This is a genomic window from Variovorax sp. M-6, from assembly GCF_052114385.1.
Taxonomy (GTDB): domain Bacteria; phylum Pseudomonadota; class Gammaproteobacteria; order Burkholderiales; family Burkholderiaceae_C; genus Variovorax.
The window spans coordinates 127,019-145,341 of sequence record NZ_JBFREQ010000007.1; the positions used below are offsets into that span (position 1 = coordinate 127,019).

General features: G+C 66.6%; 18 protein-coding genes. 16 read left to right on the forward strand and 2 right to left on the reverse strand.

Annotated elements, in window-relative coordinates:
- Positions 1-152 precede the first annotated feature (152 nt).
- From xsc to AB4Z46_RS10535, 7 genes are all read left to right on the forward strand, one after another.
- The gene (xsc, locus tag AB4Z46_RS10505; RefSeq protein ID WP_442283431.1) at positions 153-1,973 is read left to right on the forward strand and encodes a sulfoacetaldehyde acetyltransferase; all 1,821 of its coding nucleotides are present in this window, start codon (positions 153-155) and stop codon (positions 1,971-1,973) included.
- A gap of 24 nt (positions 1,974-1,997) precedes the next feature.
- Positions 1,998-2,975, forward strand: coding sequence for a bifunctional enoyl-CoA hydratase/phosphate acetyltransferase (locus AB4Z46_RS10510; protein ID WP_442283432.1), 978 nt, complete (start codon positions 1,998-2,000; stop codon positions 2,973-2,975).
- A 116-nt stretch (positions 2,976-3,091) separates the two neighbouring features.
- Complete coding sequence (locus tag AB4Z46_RS10515; protein WP_442283433.1) at positions 3,092-3,781, forward strand: GntR family transcriptional regulator; 690 nt, start codon at positions 3,092-3,094, stop codon at positions 3,779-3,781.
- Positions 3,782-3,920: 139 nt separating this feature from the next.
- A complete protein-coding gene (locus tag AB4Z46_RS10520; RefSeq protein WP_442283434.1) occupies positions 3,921-4,964 on the forward strand; it encodes a taurine ABC transporter substrate-binding protein in 1,044 nt (347 codons plus the stop codon).
- Entirely contained in the window at positions 4,964-5,800 is an 837-nt protein-coding gene (locus tag AB4Z46_RS10525) for an ABC transporter ATP-binding protein (protein WP_442283435.1), read from the forward strand. Before AB4Z46_RS10520 ends, AB4Z46_RS10525 begins: the two co-directional genes overlap by 1 nt.
- Positions 5,797-6,603: an ABC transporter permease gene (locus AB4Z46_RS10530; RefSeq protein ID WP_442283436.1), complete on the forward strand. Its 807-nt coding sequence runs from the start codon at positions 5,797-5,799 to the stop codon at positions 6,601-6,603. The genes AB4Z46_RS10525 and AB4Z46_RS10530 overlap by 4 nt, the downstream gene beginning before the upstream one ends.
- 2 nt (positions 6,604-6,605) lie before the next feature.
- Complete coding sequence (locus AB4Z46_RS10535; protein ID WP_442283437.1) at positions 6,606-7,835, forward strand: pyridoxal phosphate-dependent decarboxylase family protein; 1,230 nt, start codon at positions 6,606-6,608, stop codon at positions 7,833-7,835.
- A 77-nt stretch (positions 7,836-7,912) separates the two neighbouring features.
- On the opposite strand, the gene AB4Z46_RS10540 is transcribed toward AB4Z46_RS10535, so the two are convergent.
- On the reverse strand, positions 7,913-8,992 hold the full coding sequence (locus AB4Z46_RS10540) for a LacI family DNA-binding transcriptional regulator (RefSeq protein ID WP_442283438.1): 1,080 nt from the start codon (positions 8,990-8,992) through the stop codon (positions 7,913-7,915).
- A gap of 287 nt (positions 8,993-9,279) precedes the next feature.
- On the opposite strand from AB4Z46_RS10540, the gene AB4Z46_RS10545 reads away from it, so the two are divergent.
- Entirely contained in the window at positions 9,280-9,978 is a 699-nt protein-coding gene (locus AB4Z46_RS10545) for an SDR family NAD(P)-dependent oxidoreductase (protein ID WP_442283439.1), read from the forward strand.
- 67 nt (positions 9,979-10,045) lie between these two features.
- On the opposite strand, the gene AB4Z46_RS10550 is transcribed toward AB4Z46_RS10545, so the two are convergent.
- Positions 10,046-10,504, reverse strand: a complete 459-nt coding sequence (locus AB4Z46_RS10550) for an Lrp/AsnC family transcriptional regulator (protein WP_442283440.1) — start codon at positions 10,502-10,504, stop codon at positions 10,046-10,048.
- 452 nt (positions 10,505-10,956) lie between these two features.
- Here AB4Z46_RS10550 and AB4Z46_RS10555 point away from each other — a divergent pair, with 452 nt between their 5' ends.
- The 8 genes from AB4Z46_RS10555 (at position 10,957) to AB4Z46_RS10590 (ending at position 18,290) form a co-directional block, all read left to right on the forward strand.
- On the forward strand, positions 10,957-12,408 hold the full coding sequence (locus AB4Z46_RS10555; protein WP_442283441.1) for an FAD-dependent oxidoreductase: 1,452 nt from the start codon (positions 10,957-10,959) through the stop codon (positions 12,406-12,408).
- Between the two features lie 47 nt (positions 12,409-12,455).
- Entirely contained in the window at positions 12,456-12,971 is a 516-nt protein-coding gene (locus tag AB4Z46_RS10560; RefSeq protein WP_442283442.1) for a CMD domain-containing protein, read from the forward strand.
- Complete coding sequence (locus AB4Z46_RS10565) at positions 12,968-13,573, forward strand: peroxidase-related enzyme (protein ID WP_442283443.1); 606 nt, start codon at positions 12,968-12,970, stop codon at positions 13,571-13,573. The genes AB4Z46_RS10560 and AB4Z46_RS10565 overlap by 4 nt, the downstream gene beginning before the upstream one ends.
- A 50-nt stretch (positions 13,574-13,623) precedes the next feature.
- Positions 13,624-14,751 (forward strand): ABC transporter substrate-binding protein, encoded by a 1,128-nt coding sequence (locus tag AB4Z46_RS10570; protein ID WP_442283444.1) that lies wholly within the window; start codon positions 13,624-13,626, stop codon positions 14,749-14,751.
- A 61-nt stretch (positions 14,752-14,812) separates the two neighbouring features.
- Entirely contained in the window at positions 14,813-15,727 is a 915-nt protein-coding gene (locus tag AB4Z46_RS10575; RefSeq protein ID WP_442283445.1) for a branched-chain amino acid ABC transporter permease, read from the forward strand.
- Positions 15,728-15,749: 22 nt separating this feature from the next.
- Positions 15,750-16,739 carry a branched-chain amino acid ABC transporter permease gene (locus AB4Z46_RS10580; protein WP_442283446.1) on the forward strand — a complete coding sequence of 330 codons (990 nt, stop codon included), beginning with the start codon at positions 15,750-15,752 and terminating at the stop codon, positions 16,737-16,739.
- Between the two features lie 22 nt (positions 16,740-16,761).
- Complete coding sequence (locus AB4Z46_RS10585; RefSeq protein WP_442283447.1) at positions 16,762-17,571, forward strand: ABC transporter ATP-binding protein; 810 nt, start codon at positions 16,762-16,764, stop codon at positions 17,569-17,571.
- 8 nt (positions 17,572-17,579) lie between these two features.
- A complete protein-coding gene (locus AB4Z46_RS10590) occupies positions 17,580-18,290 on the forward strand; it encodes an ABC transporter ATP-binding protein (RefSeq protein ID WP_442283547.1) in 711 nt (236 codons plus the stop codon).
- The last annotated feature ends 33 nt before the right edge of the window (positions 18,291-18,323 follow it).

Consider the following 18,323-nt stretch of genomic DNA (forward strand, 5'->3'; position numbering starts at 1 on the left):
AGTTTAGAAAAAACAGTACGCGGCGTTCCGATTTTTGAAAAATGTTTGACGCGAGCGCTGCGCCGTCCTATATTCGCCGCCACAGTAATCGGAACAGAGTGTTCCGATTTGTGAAACCGGTCGATGCCCGACCTTCGAAGGAAGCAAGACACATGACGAAACAAGCCCCCGCCGATGCACGCTCCGTTGTCAGCGGCGTACAGAAGATGACCCCGTCCGAAGCCTTCGTCGAGACGATGGTCGCGCAGGGTGTGACCGACATGTTCGGCATCATGGGCTCGGCCTTCATGGACGCCATGGATATCTTCGCGCCCGCGGGCATCCGCCTGATCCCGGTGGTGCACGAGCAGGGGGGCGCGCACATGGCCGACGGCTATGCGCGCGTGTCGGGCCGCCATGGCGTGGTGATCGGCCAGAACGGCCCGGGCATCAGCAACTGCGTGACGGCCGTGGCCGCCGCTTACTGGGCGCACAGCCCGGTCGTGATGATCACGCCCGAGACCGGCACCATGGGCATGGGCCTCGGCGGCTTCCAGGAAGCCAACCAGCTCCCGATGTTCCAGGAGTTCACCAAGTACCAGGGTCATGTGGTGAATCCCAAGCGGATGGCCGAGTTCACCGCGCGCTGTTTCGACCGCGCCATTTCCGAGATGGGCCCGACACAGCTCAACATTCCGCGTGACTACTTCTACGGCGAAATCCAGTGCGAGATTCCGAAGCCGATGAGAGTCGAGCGCAGCGCGGGCGGCGAAAACAGCCTGAAGGCCGCGGCCGAGCTGCTGACGTCGGCCAAGTTTCCGGTCATCCTCTCGGGCGGTGGCGTGGTGATGGGCGACGCGGTGGAGGAGTGCAAGGCCCTGGCCGAGCGCCTGGGTTCGCCGGTGGCCAACGGCTACCTGCGCAACGACTCGTTCCCCGCCAGCCACCCGTTGTGGGCGGGCCCGCTGGGGTACCAGGGCTCGAAGGCGGCGATGAAGCTCATCGCCCAGGCCGACGTGGTGATCGCGCTCGGTTCGCGCATGGGCCCCTTCGGCACCTTGCCGCAGCACGGCATGGACTACTGGCCCAAAGACGCGAAGATCATCCAGGTGGAGGCGGACCACACCAACCTCGGCCTGGTGAAGAAGATCACCGTCGGCATCCACGGCGATGCCAAGGCCACGGCCAAGGCACTGCTCGCGCTGATCAAGGAAAGGACGCTCGCCTGCGATGCGACGAAGGCCGAACGGGCCGCGACGATCAAGGCCGAGAAGGACGCCTGGGAAAAGGAGTTGGACGAGTGGACCCACGAGCGCGACCCGTACAGCCTGGACGTCATCGAGGAAGCCAAGGGCGAGAAGACGCCCACCGGCGGCACCTACCTGCATCCGCGCCAGGTCCTGCGCGAACTCGAGAAGGCCATGCCACCGCGTGTCATGGTCTCCACCGACATCGGCAATATCAATGCGGTGGCCAACAGCTACCTGCGCTTCGAGGAGCCGCGCAGCTTCTTCGCGCCGATGAGCTTCGGCAACTGCGGCTATTCGCTGCCGACCATGATTGGCGCCAAGTGCGCCGCACCCGATCGCCCGGCGGTGGCCTACGCCGGCGACGGTGCCTGGGGCATGAGCATGGTGGAAATCATGACGGCGGTACGCCACGACATCCCGGTGACGGCCGTGGTCTTCCACAATCGCCAATGGGGCGCCGAGAAGAAGAACCAGGTCGACTTCTACAACCGTCGCTTCATCGCGGGCGAACTGGAGAGCGAGAGCTTCGCCGGCATCGCCAGGTCGATGGGGGCCGAAGGCATCGTGGTCGACAAGCTGGAGGACGTGGGTCCCGCCCTCAAGAAGGCCATCGACATGCAGATGAACGAAGGCAAGACCTGCGTCATCGAGATCATGTGCACGCGCGAGCTGGGCGACCCGTTCCGCCGCGATGCGCTGGCCAAGCCGGTGCGCTTCCTCGACAAGTACAAGGACTACGTCTGAGCCCGCGCTGACGGTCATCGCACCATGACTTCAGCGCTTCTCGCGACTACCGAGACCGGCGCCACCACGATGCACCCCCGACTCGACGAGCTGATTCGTCGGGCGCGGGTGTGCGCGGCCGCAGCGCCCCAGCGCATCGCGCTGGTCTACCCGTGCGATGGCGCGGCCATCGACGCGGCGGCGCGGATCGCCGACGAGGCGCTTGCCGTGCCGGTGCTGGTCGGCCCGCGCGACGGTATCGTCGAAGCGGCGCAGGCGGCGGGCATCGATATCGCTCGCTTCGAGATCGTGGAGAGCGGCTGGCATCAGGCGGATGCCGCGCGCCGCGCCACGGCGTTGGCCCGCGAAGGTGGGGTGAGCGTGCTGATGAAGGGATCGCTTCACACCGACGAACTGATGTCCGCGGTGGTCCACGCAGAGACCGGCCTGCGCGGCGCGCGCCGCATCAGCCACGTGTTCCTGTTCGACCTGCCGCGCTACCCCAAGCTGCTCGGCCTGGCCGATTGCGTCGTCAACATCGCACCCGATCTCAAGACCAAGCGGGACATCCTCGGCAACGCGGTCGAGCTGCTGCAGTCGCTGGGCGTCGCGCAGCCCAAGGTCGGGATCCTGGCCGCGGTGGAGTCCATCAATCCGGCGATCCCGGCGACGCTCGATGCCAAGGCCCTGGTCGACATGGCCGCGCGGGGCGACTGGCCCGGCGCCCTGGTGGAAGGGCCTTTCGGCTTCGATAACGCGATCTCGGCCGAGGCGGCACGCATCAAGAAGATGGCCTCCCAGGTCAGCGGCGATGCGGACCTGCTGGTCGTCCCCGACCTGAACGCCGGCAACATGCTCTACAAGAGCTTCAACTACATCGGCGGTGGCGAATGCGCCGGCGTGGTGCTGGGCGCGCGCGTGCCGATCGTCCTGACATCGCGTTCGGACTCGTTGCTGGCGCGTATCGCATCGGTGGCACTCGCCGTGCTCGCGGCACCGCGCTGGGCGTCCCATCCGAAGTGAGGGCCATCGGCTCCTTCGGCCGGGCGCCGGAGAGCGGTAGGCGGTAGGCGGTAGGCGGACAGAGTATATTCAGGCCGAGTTTTCCCGGCTTTCGCGGCTGCCCCCGCGCACGAACGATGCCCGTCATCCCACTGACCCGCCAACCGGCCGACGACGACGCCAGCACGCGTGCGGACACCCTGGCCGACCAGGCCTATCGCCGTCTCCAGCATGCGCTCATGACCGGCGGGCTGCTGCCCGAGCAGGTGCTGACGGTGCGCGGCCTGGCCGACGAATACGGCGTCAGCCTGACGCCGGTGCGCGAGGCGATTCAACGGCTGGTCGCCGAGGGGGCGCTGACGATCGAGAACGCACGGACCATTCGTGTCCCGCGGCTCGATGTCGAGACCTACCGCGAGATCCTGAAGATCCGTCTCGAACTCGAACCGATGGCGGCGCGGACGGCTGCGGCGCGCATGGACAATGTCGAGATGGACCGGCTGGACCGGGTGGTGGCGGCGCATCTGGCGGCGATCCATGCCGGAAAGGCGCATGAGACGCTGTCCGCCAACACCGATTTTCATCTGTCGATATATCGTGCCTCTCAAGAGCGCGTGCTGGTGGGCATCATCGAGAGTCTGTTGCTCCGCGTGGGCCCGACGTTGAATCTGCTGTTCCCGCAGTACTGTGGCGGCCTGACGGGCCACGAGGCGCATTTGCGGGCCATCGACGCCCTGAGGCGGCGCGACGGCGATGCGCTGGCAGAAGCCATTCGCGAGGACCTCACCGAGGGCGCGAAGTTCCTGATCCGGCTCCTGAAGCCTTGAGCTCCGCCGCCAGGGCGGCGAAGTAATCCGGCGGGACCCGCAAAAACCCTGGTAAGAATATATTCAATCGGCCTTATTCTTCGCGCAAGCCCGGAGTCGGTCTCCGTTCTTCGTTTCCCGTCCTTTGCGCGAGGTCCCAATGAAGCTCAATTTGTCCCGCCGTGATTTCGGTCTGACTGCGGCCCACATGATGGTCGGCTCGATGGCTGGAGGGGCGTTGATGGCGGCCGGACCCGTTTTCGGCCAAGCGCAGCGGACGGTGAACCTGGGCACTTTCGGCAGCATCGACGCGCAGAACTACATCCGCGCCAAGGGCCTCGCGGCGAAGACCTTCGGCCCTGGCACGAAGGTGGAGTTCGTCACCGTGCGCGCGGGTTCCGAGGTCATCTCGGCAATGGCGGGCAACAGCCTCGACATGTGCAACCTCGGCTCCAGCCCGATGGTCGTGGGGTACGCCAACGGCGTGCAGGCGTCACTGGTCTACATCTACAAGAACATCATCGACAGCGAGGCGCTGGTGGTGCAGAACAGCGCCAACATCAAGAAGATGGCCGACCTGAAGGGCAAGCGCGTCGGGCTGCCGTTCAATACATCGGTGCACTTCGCGGCACTCGCCGCGTTCAAGACGGCCGGGCTCGGCGTGAACGATGTGCACCTGATCAACATGCGCGCAGACACCATCGCCTCGGCGTGGACGCGCCGCGAGATCGATGCGAGCTATATCTGGGTGCCGGTGATTCCCCGGCTACTGGAAGACGGCGGCACCGTGCTCTTCAAGACCGGGGACCTGAACGCCGCTGCGGGTCTGGTGATGTTCGATGCCTTCCTGGTGCGTGACGAGTTCAAGAAGAAGAACCCCGACCTGGTGCTCGCCTTCTTGAAGGATTTCGAGCAGATCGCGGCGACGTTCAAGCAGAACCCGAAGGAAGTGGTCGACACGATGACCAAGTTCCTCGGGGTCGACGAGGCGGCCGTGATGCGCTCGCTCAATACCTTCTATCCGGTCACGGCCAAGGAGCAGCTGACCAGCCAATGGCTCGGCAAGCCCGGCGAGAAGAACTCGGCGGTCGTCAAGACGCTACAGGTCCAGGCCCAGTTCCTGAACGAAACGGGGCAGATCAATGCGCTGCCGAAGGACATGAACGGGCTGATCGACAGCAGCTTCGTCGCCCAGCTCGCCTGATGGCGCAGCATCATCTCGCCGACGGCGGCGCCTCCGTGGGCCGGCCAGGGGTCAAGGCGCGCTTCGACAACGTGACCAAGCGGTTCGGCACCGGCCCGGATGCGGTGCAAGCCCTGGAGCCGATCGACCTCGACATCGCCGAGAACGCCTTCTGCTGCCTGGTCGGGCCCTCGGGCTGCGGCAAGAGCACCTTGCTGAACATCCTGGCCGGCTTCGAGACGCCCACGACCGGCCGTGCCCTGATGGACGGCGTGCCGGTGCGCGGACCCGATCCGCGCCGGGGTGTCGTCTTCCAGCAAGGCGCGCTTTTCACCTGGATGAACGTGCGCGACAACATTGCCTTCGGTCCGTTGGCCACCGGCAGGTCGTCGGCGGAGGCTGGGCGCATCGCGGACCGCTACCTCGAGATGGTGGGTCTCTCGGCGTTCGGAGGGCGCTACCCCTACGAACTCTCCGGTGGCATGCAGCAGCGCGTGGGCATCGCGCGTGCGCTGGCCAACGACCCCGAGATCCTGCTCATGGACGAGCCTTTTGCCGCACTCGATGCGCAGACGCGCGAGCTGCTGCAGGAGGAGATCAAGCGCATCTGGCAGAGCACGCGCAAGACCGTGCTGTGGATCACGCACAGCATCGAGGAAGCCTTGTTCCTGGCGACCGACATCGTCGTGATGTCGGCGCGGCCGGGCCGCATCAAGGCCAGGCTGTCGCCGCAGTTCGCCCTGAGCGAAGACCCGGCGGTGGTGGCGAGCGTGGAGTTCGCGCGCATGAAGGCCGAGATCTTCGCGTTGCTGCGCGAGGAGTCGCTCGCGGCCCAACGCCAGGAGGTCGAGCGATGAGCGGCAATGCGCGCTCCGTGCGGTCGCGAAGGTCCCTGTGGATCAACCTCGCATCCTTTGTCGGCCTGCTTGTGCTCTGGGTCCTGGTGACCACGCCGGTCGCCGGCAAGCCGCTGGTCGCACCGCTGTTCCTGCCGTCACCCGGTTCGGTGTGGGACACGTTCCTGATGCTGGTGAAGAACGGCTACCAGGGCAAGAGCCTGTGGTTTCACCTGGGCATCAGCCTGTTCCGCTTCGGCGTTGCCTTCGCGGTATCGGTGCTGGTCGCGGTGCCGCTCGGCCTGTGGATGGGCATGAACGAAACGGTGAAGGCGGTGCTGGACCCGCCCATCGAAATCAGCCGTCCGATGCCCAAGCTCGCGCTGCTGCCGTTGCTCATCATCTGGTTCGGCATCGGCGAATTGGCCAAGGTGGTGATCATCGTGCTGGCGTTGTTCCCGATCCTGTCGATCAGCGCGATGCAGGCGGTGCGCGGGGTGGGGCGCCGCAAGATCCAGGCGGCCATGGCGCTCGGCGCGTCGCGCAGCATGATCTTCCGGCGCGTCATCTTCCCGGCCAGCCTGCCGGGCATCTTCACCAGCGTCCGTGTGTGCATCGGGCTGGGTGTGACGATGCTCGTCGGCGCCGAGATGATCGCCACCAGTGCGGGCATTGCCTACATGGCGATGTCGGCGTCGGACTTCCTGCTGACCAACGTCGTGCTCGTCGGCGCACTCGTCATGGCCGTGCTCGGCTACATGCTCGACCTGTGCGCGCGTGCTCTTGAAAACCGCATCGTCCATTGGGGCGGCAAGGAAGGCTGAAGATGACCACATTGCCCAAGGAAGGCGTCGCCTGGCCGGCGCTGAAGGCGCAGCTGCAGGAGGCCGGCAAGGCCGACGTCGATTGGCGTGGCGGCCGCGTGCCGATGTTCATCCACTACGCGGGCGATGACGTGCTCGAAGTGGCCAAGCAGGCGTACCTGATGTACTTCTCGGAGAACGGCCTCGGCCTGCGCGCCTTCGCCAGTCTGGAGCGCTTCGAGAGCGAAGTCGTTGCGATGGGCCTGGGCCTGCTGCACGGCGGCCCGCTGGCGCGTGGTGCGATGACGACCGGGGGCACCGAGAGCATCTTTCTGGCCGTGAAGGCGGCGCGCGACCAGGCGCGACGGCAGAACCCGTCGATGGGCACGCCGCAACTCGTGATGGCGACCAGCGCACATCCGGCGTTCGACAAGGCGGCGCACTTCATGGGGTTGACGCCCATCCGCACACCGCTGCGTGCCGACTTCACGGCCGACCCGGAGGCGATCGGCGCCGCGATCACCTCGGACACGGTGATGGTCGTCGGCTCCGCGCCGGCCTTTCCGCATGGCGTGGTCGATCCGATCGGCGAGATCGCGGCGGCGGCCAGCGCACGCGATGTGTGGATGCACGTCGACGCCTGCGTCGGGGGCTACTTCGCGCCCTTCGCGCAGAAACTGGGCGTGCAGTTGCCCGACTGGGATTTCCGGGTGCCGGGCGTGACGTCGATATCGGCCGATCTGCACAAGTATGGCTATACGGCGAAGGGCGCCTCGACCCTGTTCTTCCGCGATGCCGACCGCTTTGCCGGCATGGGGTGGTACTTCGACCAGTGGCCGCGCGGCCAGTACTTCACCAATACGCTGGTCGGCACGCGCGCTGGCGGTGCCATTGCCGCCGCGTGGGCCGTCATGAACTACCTCGGCGAAGCCGGCTACTGCCGCATCGCCGAGCGCGTACTCGCCACGCGGCGCGCGCTGCAGGAAGGCGTGGCTGAAATGGGCCTTGCGACCTTCGGCAATCCGCAGTTGTCCATCCTCGCATACGGATCGCCGGAACACGACATGGCAGCGATCGGTTCGGGACTCGCGCGGCGGGGCTGGGTCGCCGGCCATGTCACGGAGCCGCCCGGGCTGCACCACATGCTCAATCTCACGCACGAGCCGGTGGTGGGCCAGTACCTCGACGACCTCGCGGCAGCGATGGCGGACGCACCGAAGGAGAAACGGGGTCCGGTGGTGGCGAGGTACTGAGCGGCCGGGCTTTCGAGTCGGCGCAGAGCCGGGGATGGGCCGCCCGGACGCCGTGCGCGGGATCGAAGGGCGCCTGCTCAGGCGAGGTTCGCGGCCCGTCTGCCGGTGCTCTTGCGAACGACCAGCGAGACATCGAGGTGCCTGCCCGGCACGCTCGGCTCTCCCCGCAGGCGCGCGATCAGGTTTTCACCTGCCTGCTCCCCTATCTCCCGTATCGGCAGCCGCACGGTGGTCAAGGGCGGATGGAGGTAGGGACTGAAGTCGTTGTCGTTGAAGCTCGCGACCGAAAGCGATCCAGGGACTGAAATGCCCGCGTGGTCCAGTGCCGAGAGGGCGCCGGCAGCCAGGTAGTCGTTGCCGCAGACGACGGCCGAGACCGCCTGCCTGCCTTTCAGCGTCGAGATGATCCTGGTCATTGCCAGCGCTCCGAATTCGAATCCGTACTCGGTTTCGATCATGGCCTCCTTGCAGAGCGTCATGCCATGTCTTGCGATGGCCATGGCGACGCCGCTGACGCGGCGCTGGGCACGCTGGTTGCCAACGGTCGATCCTCCGATGAAACCGATGCGGCGGTGCCCCAGCCCAGCAAGGTGGTCCACAAGAAGACCGGCCGCAGTGTGCTCGTCGAACCCGATGGCGTTCTCGTCGATGTCAGGCGGTGCCCACATGACCACGTAGGGCGTGCGCGAAGAAGTGAGCATCGGGAGCGCATGCACCAATTGTTCCTCGCCCAGCAGCGCCACGCCATCGACACCGCGTTCGAGCAGGGTCCGCAGGATGGCTGGTTCCTTGCTGCGATTGTGTTCGGGTGCGGAGAGCAGGAGGGTGTAGCCGTGCGCCGCCAGCCTCGATTCGAGCGCCTGAACCATTGTCGGGAACGACGACCCCCCGAAGCGGGGAACGATGGCGCCGATTGTCATCGTCCTCTTCATCGCAAGCGCCCGAGCAGCCCCGTTCGCCAGGTAGCCGAGGCGATCCACTGCCGCGAGGACGCGCGTGCGGGTTTCGGCGCTGATCATTTCGGGCTTCGACAGCACGCGAGAAACGGTGCCCGTGGACACGCCGGCCAGCGCTGCCACGTCGGCCAGCGACGCGCTGCGCGTCAGTACCGGGGAAATCTCGGGCTCGGGCGAAGGCTTGGAAATGGTTCGGGGCATCGTGCAAAGCGGAAGGCGGCGATCGACTCGTCCCGGTCATCGTAGCGCAGCCGCAAACGCGTGCATATCGTTCGGGATTGCCCTGGCGCGTGTCATCGAAGAACCCGCTGAAAATCCCTATTGCAATCGCTTGCATCGTTGGAGCGATATCTGTTTCTTCGGCAGTGCCCGTCACTGGGACTCGGTGCATTTCTTGGACACCTTGATCCGAGTGCCAGTCATGTCCCTGCCTCGGACTACCGGCTCGTCAAATCACTGGAGAATCCATGAAACCTGTCGCCATCATCGTGGGCGGATCGAGCAACATCGGCTGGGCATGCACTCGCCGGTTCAGTGAAACCCATCGCGTCCTGGTGGCCGACATACGACCGCCGACCGAGTCCCTGCCCGATGGGGCCAGCTTCTTCCAGATGGACATCACCGACCAGCGGGATTGCAGAGCGTTGATGCAGAACGCGGGTTCGCTGGGTGACGTCGCAGCGGTCGTTCATTCGGCGGCCATCACTGCGCAAGCCAAGCCGATCGAGCAGATCGGCCTCGACGAGTGGCGTCGCCTGCTCGAAGTGAACCTTACCGGCGCATTCCTGGTGGCCCAGGCGGCCATCCCCGTGCTGCGTGCCGGCCGTGGCGCCATGGTGCTGATCTCGTCGCGCGCAGCCCGCACGGGATACGCTGCCCTGACGGCATCGCCCCAGGGGACCAAGCCTCACTATTGCGCTTCGAAGGCGGGCGTGCTGTCGCTGGTGAAATCCCTCGCGATCGAGCTTGCAGCCGACGGCGTCCGCGTGAATGCGGTGGTGCCCGGTGCGATCGAGGGCGCCATGATCCCGCGCGAGCGATGGGCCGAGCTTGCCGCTCGCATTCCATTGGCACGTCTTGGCCAACCGGCCGAAGTTGCAGATGCCGCCTTCTACCTCTGCTCGCGAGATGCCCGGTACGTGACGGGTCACGCGCTCGACGTCAACGGTGGCACATGGATGAACTAGGGCCTGTTCACCCCGACTCGGCGTTGCGCTCCCCCACGCGGCGCGCCTCGGCGGCCCTGCGGCGAGGTCAGGCGTAGTCGAGCGGCAGCGCCGTCGTGTACTTGATCTGCTCCATGGCAAAGCTCGAACTCACGTCGGACAACTCGATCTCGCGAATCATGCGCTTGTAGACCGCGTCATAGGCCGCGATGTCCGGCACCACCACCCGCAGCAGGTAGTCGGTGTCGCCGCTCATTCGGTAGAACTCGACGATCTGAGGAATGGCCGCCACCACGCTGCTGAAGCGCTTCAACCATTTTTCGTTGTGCTGGCTCGTGCGGATGGCGACGAACACCGTCACGCCCACGTTGAGCTTGCCGGGGTCGAGCAACGCCACGCGCTGGCGGATGTAGCCCTCGCGCTCCAGCCGCTGGATGCGCCGCCAGCAGGGCGTGGCCGACAGGCTCACCTGCTCGCTGATCTGCTGCAGCGAGGCGCTTGCATCGACCTGCAGTACGTCCAGGATGGCCTTGTCGATCTTGTCCATTGGGGTACCCAAATCCAATATTCTGAGGCGGATGAGTAATATTTTGCTGACATTCGGACAGAGAAGGCAAATTTCGGCGAGAGAAGTTGGACTGTTCTTGCCGACTGGATGCACCCGCGGTTCGCGCGCATGGAATCGTGCATCGCGCGCACCGCCCGCCGCACCCATTTCAGGCGTACGCCGCCGCGCGCGCAAGAACTGCCCGCTGCACTTCCGTTCGGACCGAGGGAATTTTTTGGCGCGTAGCGGTCGCGGCGGGGCAAACGTTGTTCGCGCACAATCGGCATCCCGCGCTTGATTGGAATAATTTTCCTGGCTATATGGATATAGCGCAAAGTTATATTTATTAAAGTCCGATCATTCGCTCATAACTTACTACGTGGCATAGACATTGCCTTTGCAAGGCATCCCTTCTCTTTTGCTGAGAACCGCATGACCTGTTCATTTCTCCCATGACCACGTCCTCTCTTTCCGACCGCCAGGCCGCACTCGGCGGACTGGCCGCGCTCGAGCGGCAGCTGGCCAAGGACCTCGAATGCCTGGGCTGGCCGGCACGTGACTGGATGCCGCCGCAAGCGGCGGAAGACGGCGTGTCCGTGCTCGACGTCGCCATCATCGGCGCGGGCCAGGCCGGCCTGGCCGCGGCGGCTGCGCTGGCGCAGCAGGGCATCCGAGCGGTGGTCTTCGACCGCGCGCCGCGCGACTTCGAAGGTCCCTGGGCGAGCACTGCGCGCATGGAGACGCTGCGCTCGCCCAAGGAGCTCACCGGCCCGGCGCTCGGCCTGCCGGCACTGACCTTCCGTGCCTGGTTCGAGGCGCAGTTCGGCGCCGATGCCTGGAGCCGGCTCGACAAGATCCCGCGCCTGCAATGGATGGACTATCTGCGCTGGTACCGCCGCGTGATGTCGGTCGACGTGCGCAACGACACCGCCATCGCCGCCATTGCACCGCGTGCCGACGGCAAGGTGCTGCTCGAACTGCACACGCCGGGTGGCACGTCGCGCGCGCTGGCGCGCCGCGTGGTGCTGGCGACCGGCCGCGACGGGCTTGGCGGCCCCGCCATTCCGGCCTTCGCGCAGACGCTCGACCGCGCGCGCTGGGCCCACTCCTCCGACGTGATGGACTACGGTCGCCTCGAAGGACTGCGCGTGGGCGTGGTCGGCGCCGGCTCTTCGGCCATGGACAGCGCGGCGACGGCGCTGGAAGCGGGCGCAAGGAGCGTCGACCTGCTGATCCGGCGCGACGACCTGCCGCGCATCAACAAGTCCAAGGGCGCCGGCGTGCCGGGCCTGACGCAAGGCCACTTCGACCTGCCCGACGAATTGAAATGGCGCCTGCGCCACTACATCAACGCATCGAACGTGCCGCCGCCGCACGGCAGCACGCTGCGCGTGTCGCGACACGCGAACGCACGCTTCAACTTCGGCTGCCCGATCCTGTCGGTCGAGCCTGACGGACCGGCGCTGCGAGTGAGCACGCCGAAGGGCGAGTTCGTCCTCGACTTCCTCGTGGTGTCGACCGGCTTTCGCATCGACTGGAGCGTGCGCCCCGAGTACGCGGCCATCGCGCCGCACGTACGTGCCTGGAAGGACCGCTTCACCCACGCGCCCGGCCAGGGCGACCAGGAACTGGCCGACTCGCCCGACCTCGGCCCGGTCTTCGAGCTGCAGGAAAAGACCCCGGGCGCCTGCCCAGGCCTGGACCGCATCCATTGCTTCTGCTATCCGGCCGTGCTCTCGCACGGCGCGGTCTCCGGCGACATCCCGGCCATCAGCGACGGCGCACGACGCCTGGCGAACGGCATCGCGAGCCTGTTCTACCGTGAAGACTTCGAGCACCACTTCGCGCGGCTCGAGGCCTACGACGATCCGGAACTCCTCGGCAACGAGTGGGTGCCTGCCTGAGCGCGCGCGTTTCTCTTTCTTCGACGATCAACCCTCCAAGACCACACATGACAATCTCTCTCCCCGTCGACGTGATCGACCACGCGGTGCCGCTCGCGCCATCGCAGACCACGCACGCCGTGCGCCACCAACGCGCCAAGGTGGTGGCCGCCACGCAGGCGAGCTACGAAGGCATGTTCACGCCCGAGGTCGAAGGCATCTCGGTCGTCGAGCGCCTGCTGACCGCCTTTCACGCCTGCCGCCTGTCGAAGTCGGCCAGCCTGAGCGCGCACTACCGCGAACGCCTGGTCGCCGAGAAGGCCGACCCGGCGCTGATCGACGCCGTCGATGCCGGCCGCACCGCCGGGCTCGGCGACGCGCGCATCGAAACCATCCTCGGCTTCACCACCAAGCTGATCGAGCGCCCGATCGAGGGCGATCGCGAGGCGGTGCAGGCGCTGGTCCGCGCCGGCCTGAGCACGCCGGCGATCGTCGCGCTGGCGCAGCTCGTCGCCTTCCTCTCGTACCAGGTGCGCGTGGTCGCGGGCCTGCGCGCCATGGCGGCCGCGGAGGGCGTGCAATGAGCGGCGTCATCCAGATCAACGGCTTCACCAACGAAGTGCTCGACTGGGCCTCCTGGCTCGACACCGTGCAGCTCGAAAGCGCCACGCCCGAGCAGATCGCCGCCCTCGACGAGATGAGCCCGACGGCCAAGCAGTCGGCCTACTTCCTGCTGCTGGCGCATCAGCCGGAAATCCTGCTGCAGCGCTCCATCGCCTTCAACGCGATCATGTTCGCGCCCGGCGGCATGCCGCGTGCCGAGCGCGAGCTTGGCGCCACGGTCGAGTCGCGCATCAACGGCTGCGTGTACTGCACCTCGGTCCATGCGCAGCGCTTCGAGCAACTGGCCAAGCGCAGCGACGTGATCGAACAGGTCTTCGAGGACCCGGCCACCGCCGGCACCAGCGCGCGCGAGAAGGCCATCGTCCAGTTCTCGGCCGAACTCACGCTGCGGCCCGACGCGCTGTCGGCCGAGCATGTGCAGGCGCTCAAGGCCGTGGGCCTGAGCGACCTGGAAGTGCTCGACCTGGTCCATTCGGTGGCGCTCTTCGCCTGGGCCAACCGCCTGATGCTGAACCTCGGCGAGCCGATCTTTCCGGCGCCTGCCGAAGCGTCCGCCGAATGACGGATCGTTCACCTTCTCATCTCCCGTTCTTCCTCTTTCCAGGAGCTTCCATGAAATCCATCCTCCGCACCGCGACGCCCGCCCTGCTGGCCGCGGGCCTCGCCCTGGCGGCGTCGGCTGCTTTCGCGCAGAACAAGATCGTGATCGGCTACCAGCTGCCGCTGTCGGGCGAGAACTCGCAGTACGGCACGCTGTTCAAGAACTCGGCCAACCTCGCGCTGGAAGACTTCAACAAGGCCGGCAAGCTCAAGGGCGGCACGGTCGAGATCCGCTTCGAGGACAGCAAGAGCGACGCCAAGGAAGGCGTGAACATCGCGAAGAAGTTCGCCGACGACGCGGCCGTCGTGGGCGTGCTGGGTGACTTCAACTCCACCGTGTCGATGGCCGCCGGCCAGGTCTATGCGCAGCAGAAGCTGCCGCAGCTGTCGCAGACCGCGTCGCACCCCGACTTCCTGAAGATCAGCGACTGGCAGTTCCGCAACATCACGACGATGGACATCGAGTCGCCCTTCATCGCCAAGTGGCTGGCCGAGAACGGCCTGAAGAAGTACGCGGTCGTCGCCATCCAGAACGACTGGGGCCTGAGCGCCGTGAAGGCCTTCACCGAAGCCGCCAAGGCCTCGGGCACGCAGATCACGAGCACCGAGTTCTTCAATCCGGGCAACCGCGACTTCCGCTCGATCATCACCAAGCAAAGCCGCGACAAGCCCGATGCGATCGTGATGTTCATGTTCTACGAGGAAGGCGCCTCGTTCCTGCAGCAGCGCACGCAGCTGGGCGTCAAGACGCCGATCTACGGCGCCTCGTCGATGTACGCGCCCAAGCTCATCGAGCTGGCCGGACCGAGCGCGGACGGCGTGAAGTTCCCGACCACCTTCGTGGCGAGCAACCCCGCGCCGAAGGTCAAGGCATTCGTCGACGACTACAAGAAGCACTACAGCGCCGAGCCCAGCATGTTCGCGGCGCAGGCCTTCGATGCCACCAACATCATGCTCGAGGCGATCGTCGCGGCAGGCCCGAACCCGACGCGCCAGAAGGTGCGCGACGCGCTCGCCGCCACCAAGGGCTTCCCGGGCGTGACCGGCGACACCACCTTCGACCCGAAGACGCGCGAACCGTCCAAGGGCCTGACCCGCATGGAAGTCCGCTCGGGCGCCTTCACCGTCGTCGCCAAGTAGGGCCGTCGGCCGTACGCGGAGGGCGGGGCCGATCCCTGCGCCGCGCACTTCAAGGAAGAATATGTTCGATGCAATTCTGGTGCAGCAGCTCGCGAACGGGCTGAGCCTCGGGCTCGTCTATGCACTGATGGCGATCGGCTTCACGCTGATCTTCGGCGTGCTCAACGTCGTCAACTTCGCGCACGGCGAGATCTACATGCTCGGCGCCTACGCCGGCCTGCTGTTCATCACCAGCACGGCGCCGCCGCTGTTCGCGGTGTTGCTGTTCGTGCTGGCCGTGGGCGCGGCGCTGGGCTTCAGCCTGGAGCGCATCGCCTTCCGGCCGTTCCGCCGCTTCCGGGACGAGGCGTCGCTGAAGTCGAAGGCGATCCGCGAGGCGACGCTGCTGTCGTCGCTGGCGCTGTCGATCGTCATCCGCGAGCTGGTCGAGAAGTTCTTCGGGGCGAGCATGCAGACCATTCCGCAGGCGTACCTGCTGATGACGCCGATCGAGATCGGTCCGATCTCCTTCTCGAGCGGCCAGTTCGTGATCTTCGGACTGTCGATCGTCATGCTGGCGGGCCTGTACTTCCTGCTGTTCCGCACCCGCATCGGGCTCTCGATCCGGGCCGTGGCCAACAATCCGATGGGCGCGATGTACGTCGGCCTCAACACCGAGCGCACCATCGTCGCGACCTTCGTCATCGGCTCGATGATGGGCGCCGTGGCCGGGCTCGTCGTCGGGCTGTACCAGGGATCCATCTTTCCGTCGATGGGCTTCACGCCGGGCGTCAAGGCCTTCGTCGCGATGGTGATGGGTGGGCTCAGCTCGATCGGTGGCGCGGTCGTCTGCGCGCTGATCCTCGGCATGGCCGAGGCGCTGACCACCACCTTCTTCGCGCAGGGCTGGGGCGACATGGTCGCCTACCTGTTCCTGCTGATCACGCTCGTGTTCTTCCCGACCGGCCTGTTCGGCGGCGGGCGCGAGCGCGCCTGAGCACCGTGCACGCATTCTCCCCATGAAATCTTCCCGAACCTTCACGCTCGCGCTGCTGGCCGTGCTGATGCTGGCGGTGCCGGCGGTCGGCCTGCTGGTCGGCGGCGGCTACATCTTCCGCATCGCGACCACCATCTGCGTGTTCTCGATCCTGACGCTCAGCGCCAACCTCATCACGGGCACCACCGGGCTGCTGTCGCTCGGCCATGCGGCCTTCTACGGCATCGGCGCGTACACCGCGGCGCTGCTGGGGACGGTCCTGCACTGGCCGGTGTGGCTGACGCTGCCGGTGGCAGGCATCGTCACGGCGTGCGCGGGCATCCTGCTCGCGCTGCCGACGATGCGGCTGGTCGGCATCTATTTCGCCGTCGCCACGCTGGGCGTCGGCGAGATCATCCACGTCACGCTGCTCAACTGGGTCGACTTCACCCGCGGGCCGATGGGCATCAGCGGCATCCCGCCGCTGCACCTGCCGGGCCTGCCGGCCAACAGCGACATGGCGGCCTACCTGGTCACGGCGCTGTGCCTGGCGGCCACCGTGGCCGTCGTGCACCGGCTCTCGCATTCCTACTTCGGCAATGCGCTGCGCGCAGTGCGCGAAGACGACCAATGCGCCGAGGCCATGGGCCTGAACGTCGTGCGGCTGAAGGTCCAGGTGTTCGGCTTCTCCTGCTTCTTCGCCGGCGTGGCCGGTGCGCTGTGGGCGCACAGCACGGGCTACGTGTCGCCGGCCGACTTCCGCTTCTCCGAGTCGATCCTGATCATCTCCATGATCGTTGTCGGGGGCCTCGGCAGCGTGCCCGGCGCCATCATCGGCGCGGTGCTGCTGATCGGCCTGCCCGAGCTGATGCGCCCGATCGGCGATTTCCGCATGATCGTCGTCGGCCTGGTGATGTTCCTGTCGATCATGTTCCGGCCCAAGGGCATCTTCGGCGAGGTCTCGGCCATCGAGCTGGTGCGCAAGCGCTTCGGCGCGGCCTGGCGCAGCACCGGGCAGCTGGGCTGGCGCTGAGCGGAAGGCAAAGGCAAACGTCATGACCCATCTTCTCGACATCGACAACGTCTCGCGGCACTACGGCGGCCTCACCGCCGTGGGCGAGTTCAGCGGCCACATCGCCAAGGGCGAACGCGTCGGCCTGATCGGCCCCAACGGCGCGGGCAAGACCACGCTGTTCGACCTGATCACCAGCTACACGCGCCTGTCTTCCGGCGACGTGCGCTTCGAAGGGCGCTCGATCTCCGCGCGCAAGCCGCACGAGGTGGCGCGCATGGGCATCGCGCGCACCTTCCAGAACCTGCGCATCCTGCCGAACGTGACGGTGTTCGACAACGTGTCGATCGGCGCGCTCGGCCACGTGGGCCACAGCCCGTGGAACAGCCTGTTCGCGCGGCGCGCCATTTCCGAGCGCATCAGCCGCCTCACGATGCAGGCGCTCGAGCGCACCGGCCTCGAATCGCTGGCCGGCGAACTGGCCGCCAACCTGTCCTACGGCAAGCGCAAGTACCTCGAGATCGCGCGGGCGCTCGCGCTGCAGCCGACGCTGCTGATCCTCGACGAACCCGCGGCCGGCCTGAACGACACCGAGACCGCCGAACTCGCCGGCTTCGTGCGGACCCTGTCGGCCGAAGGCATGACCATCCTGCTGGTCGAGCACGACATGGGCTTCGTCATGAGCCTGTGCGAGCGCGTGATGGTGATGGCCTCGGGCCAGAAGATCGCCGACGGCCCGCCCGGCGTGATCTCGAAGGACCCGAAGGTGCTCGACGCCTACCTCGGCAGCGACGTCGAGGAAGACGCGCCGGCCGCCGTGAAAGCCGCCGAGCCGATAGGAGAACCCGCATGAACGAAGCGCTGCTGCGCGTCAGCAATCTCGGCGTCCGCATCGGACAGCAGACCATCCTCCACGACGTGTCGATCGAGGTGCCGCCAAGCGGCATCGTCAGCGTGCTCGGCAGCAACGGCGTCGGCAAGACCACGCTGATGCGCGCGCTGTCGGGCGTCTACAAGGTCACGTCGGGCCAGGTGAGCTTCGAGGGCCGGGACATCACGAACCGGCCGCCGCACGAGGTGGTGGCCGGTGGCCTGGCGCAGGCGCCCGAAGGCCGGCAGATCTTCTCGGCCATGACCGTGCTCGAGAACCTGAAGCTGGGCGCCGGCAAGCGCCCGGCGTCGGAGTTCGCGCACGACCTCGAGCGCATGCTCGCGCGCTTTCCGCGCCTGAAGGAGCGCATCGCGCAGAAGGCCGGCTCGATGTCCGGCGGCGAGCAGCAGATGCTGTGCATCGCCCGCGCGCTCATGAGCCGGCCGCGCCTGCTGCTGATGGACGAACCATCGATGGGCCTGGCGCCGATCGTCGTGCGGCAGGTGTTCGAGTTGGTGCGCGACATCCGCGCCGAAGGCACGGCCGTGTTGCTGGTCGAGCAGAACGCGCGCGCGGCACTTCGTGTCGCCGACCATGCCTACGTGATGGACAGCGGCCGCATCGTGCTGAGTGGCGACGCAGCCACCATGGCGACGGACCCGCGCGTCAGCGCGGCCTATCTGGGGGGCCACGCGGGCTGAGGCTTGATGCCGGCCCGCATGCGCCGCTGGAAA

Excerpts from the sequence above, each read along its gene's own strand:
- xsc (WP_442283431.1), top strand. The coding sequence starts at position 153 with ATGACGAAACAAGCCCCCGCCGATGCACGCTCCGTTGTCAGCGGCGTA.
- AB4Z46_RS10510 (WP_442283432.1), top strand. The coding sequence starts at position 1,998 with ATGACTTCAGCGCTTCTCGCGACTACCGAGACCGGCGCCACCACGATG.
- AB4Z46_RS10515 (WP_442283433.1), top strand. The coding sequence starts at position 3,092 with ATGCCCGTCATCCCACTGACCCGCCAACCGGCCGACGACGACGCCAGC.
- AB4Z46_RS10520 (WP_442283434.1), top strand. The coding sequence starts at position 3,921 with ATGAAGCTCAATTTGTCCCGCCGTGATTTCGGTCTGACTGCGGCCCAC.
- AB4Z46_RS10525 (WP_442283435.1), top strand. The coding sequence starts at position 4,964 with ATGGCGCAGCATCATCTCGCCGACGGCGGCGCCTCCGTGGGCCGGCCA.
- AB4Z46_RS10530 (WP_442283436.1), top strand. The coding sequence starts at position 5,797 with ATGAGCGGCAATGCGCGCTCCGTGCGGTCGCGAAGGTCCCTGTGGATC.
- AB4Z46_RS10535 (WP_442283437.1), top strand. The coding sequence starts at position 6,606 with ATGACCACATTGCCCAAGGAAGGCGTCGCCTGGCCGGCGCTGAAGGCG.
- AB4Z46_RS10540 (WP_442283438.1), bottom strand. The coding sequence starts at position 8,992 with ATGCCCCGAACCATTTCCAAGCCTTCGCCCGAGCCCGAGATTTCCCCG.
- AB4Z46_RS10550 (WP_442283440.1), bottom strand. The coding sequence starts at position 10,504 with ATGGACAAGATCGACAAGGCCATCCTGGACGTACTGCAGGTCGATGCA.
- AB4Z46_RS10555 (WP_442283441.1), top strand. The coding sequence starts at position 10,957 with ATGACCACGTCCTCTCTTTCCGACCGCCAGGCCGCACTCGGCGGACTG.
- AB4Z46_RS10560 (WP_442283442.1), top strand. The coding sequence starts at position 12,456 with ATGACAATCTCTCTCCCCGTCGACGTGATCGACCACGCGGTGCCGCTC.
- AB4Z46_RS10565 (WP_442283443.1), top strand. The coding sequence starts at position 12,968 with ATGAGCGGCGTCATCCAGATCAACGGCTTCACCAACGAAGTGCTCGAC.
- AB4Z46_RS10570 (WP_442283444.1), top strand. The coding sequence starts at position 13,624 with ATGAAATCCATCCTCCGCACCGCGACGCCCGCCCTGCTGGCCGCGGGC.
- AB4Z46_RS10575 (WP_442283445.1), top strand. The coding sequence starts at position 14,813 with ATGTTCGATGCAATTCTGGTGCAGCAGCTCGCGAACGGGCTGAGCCTC.
- AB4Z46_RS10580 (WP_442283446.1), top strand. The coding sequence starts at position 15,750 with ATGAAATCTTCCCGAACCTTCACGCTCGCGCTGCTGGCCGTGCTGATG.
- AB4Z46_RS10585 (WP_442283447.1), top strand. The coding sequence starts at position 16,762 with ATGACCCATCTTCTCGACATCGACAACGTCTCGCGGCACTACGGCGGC.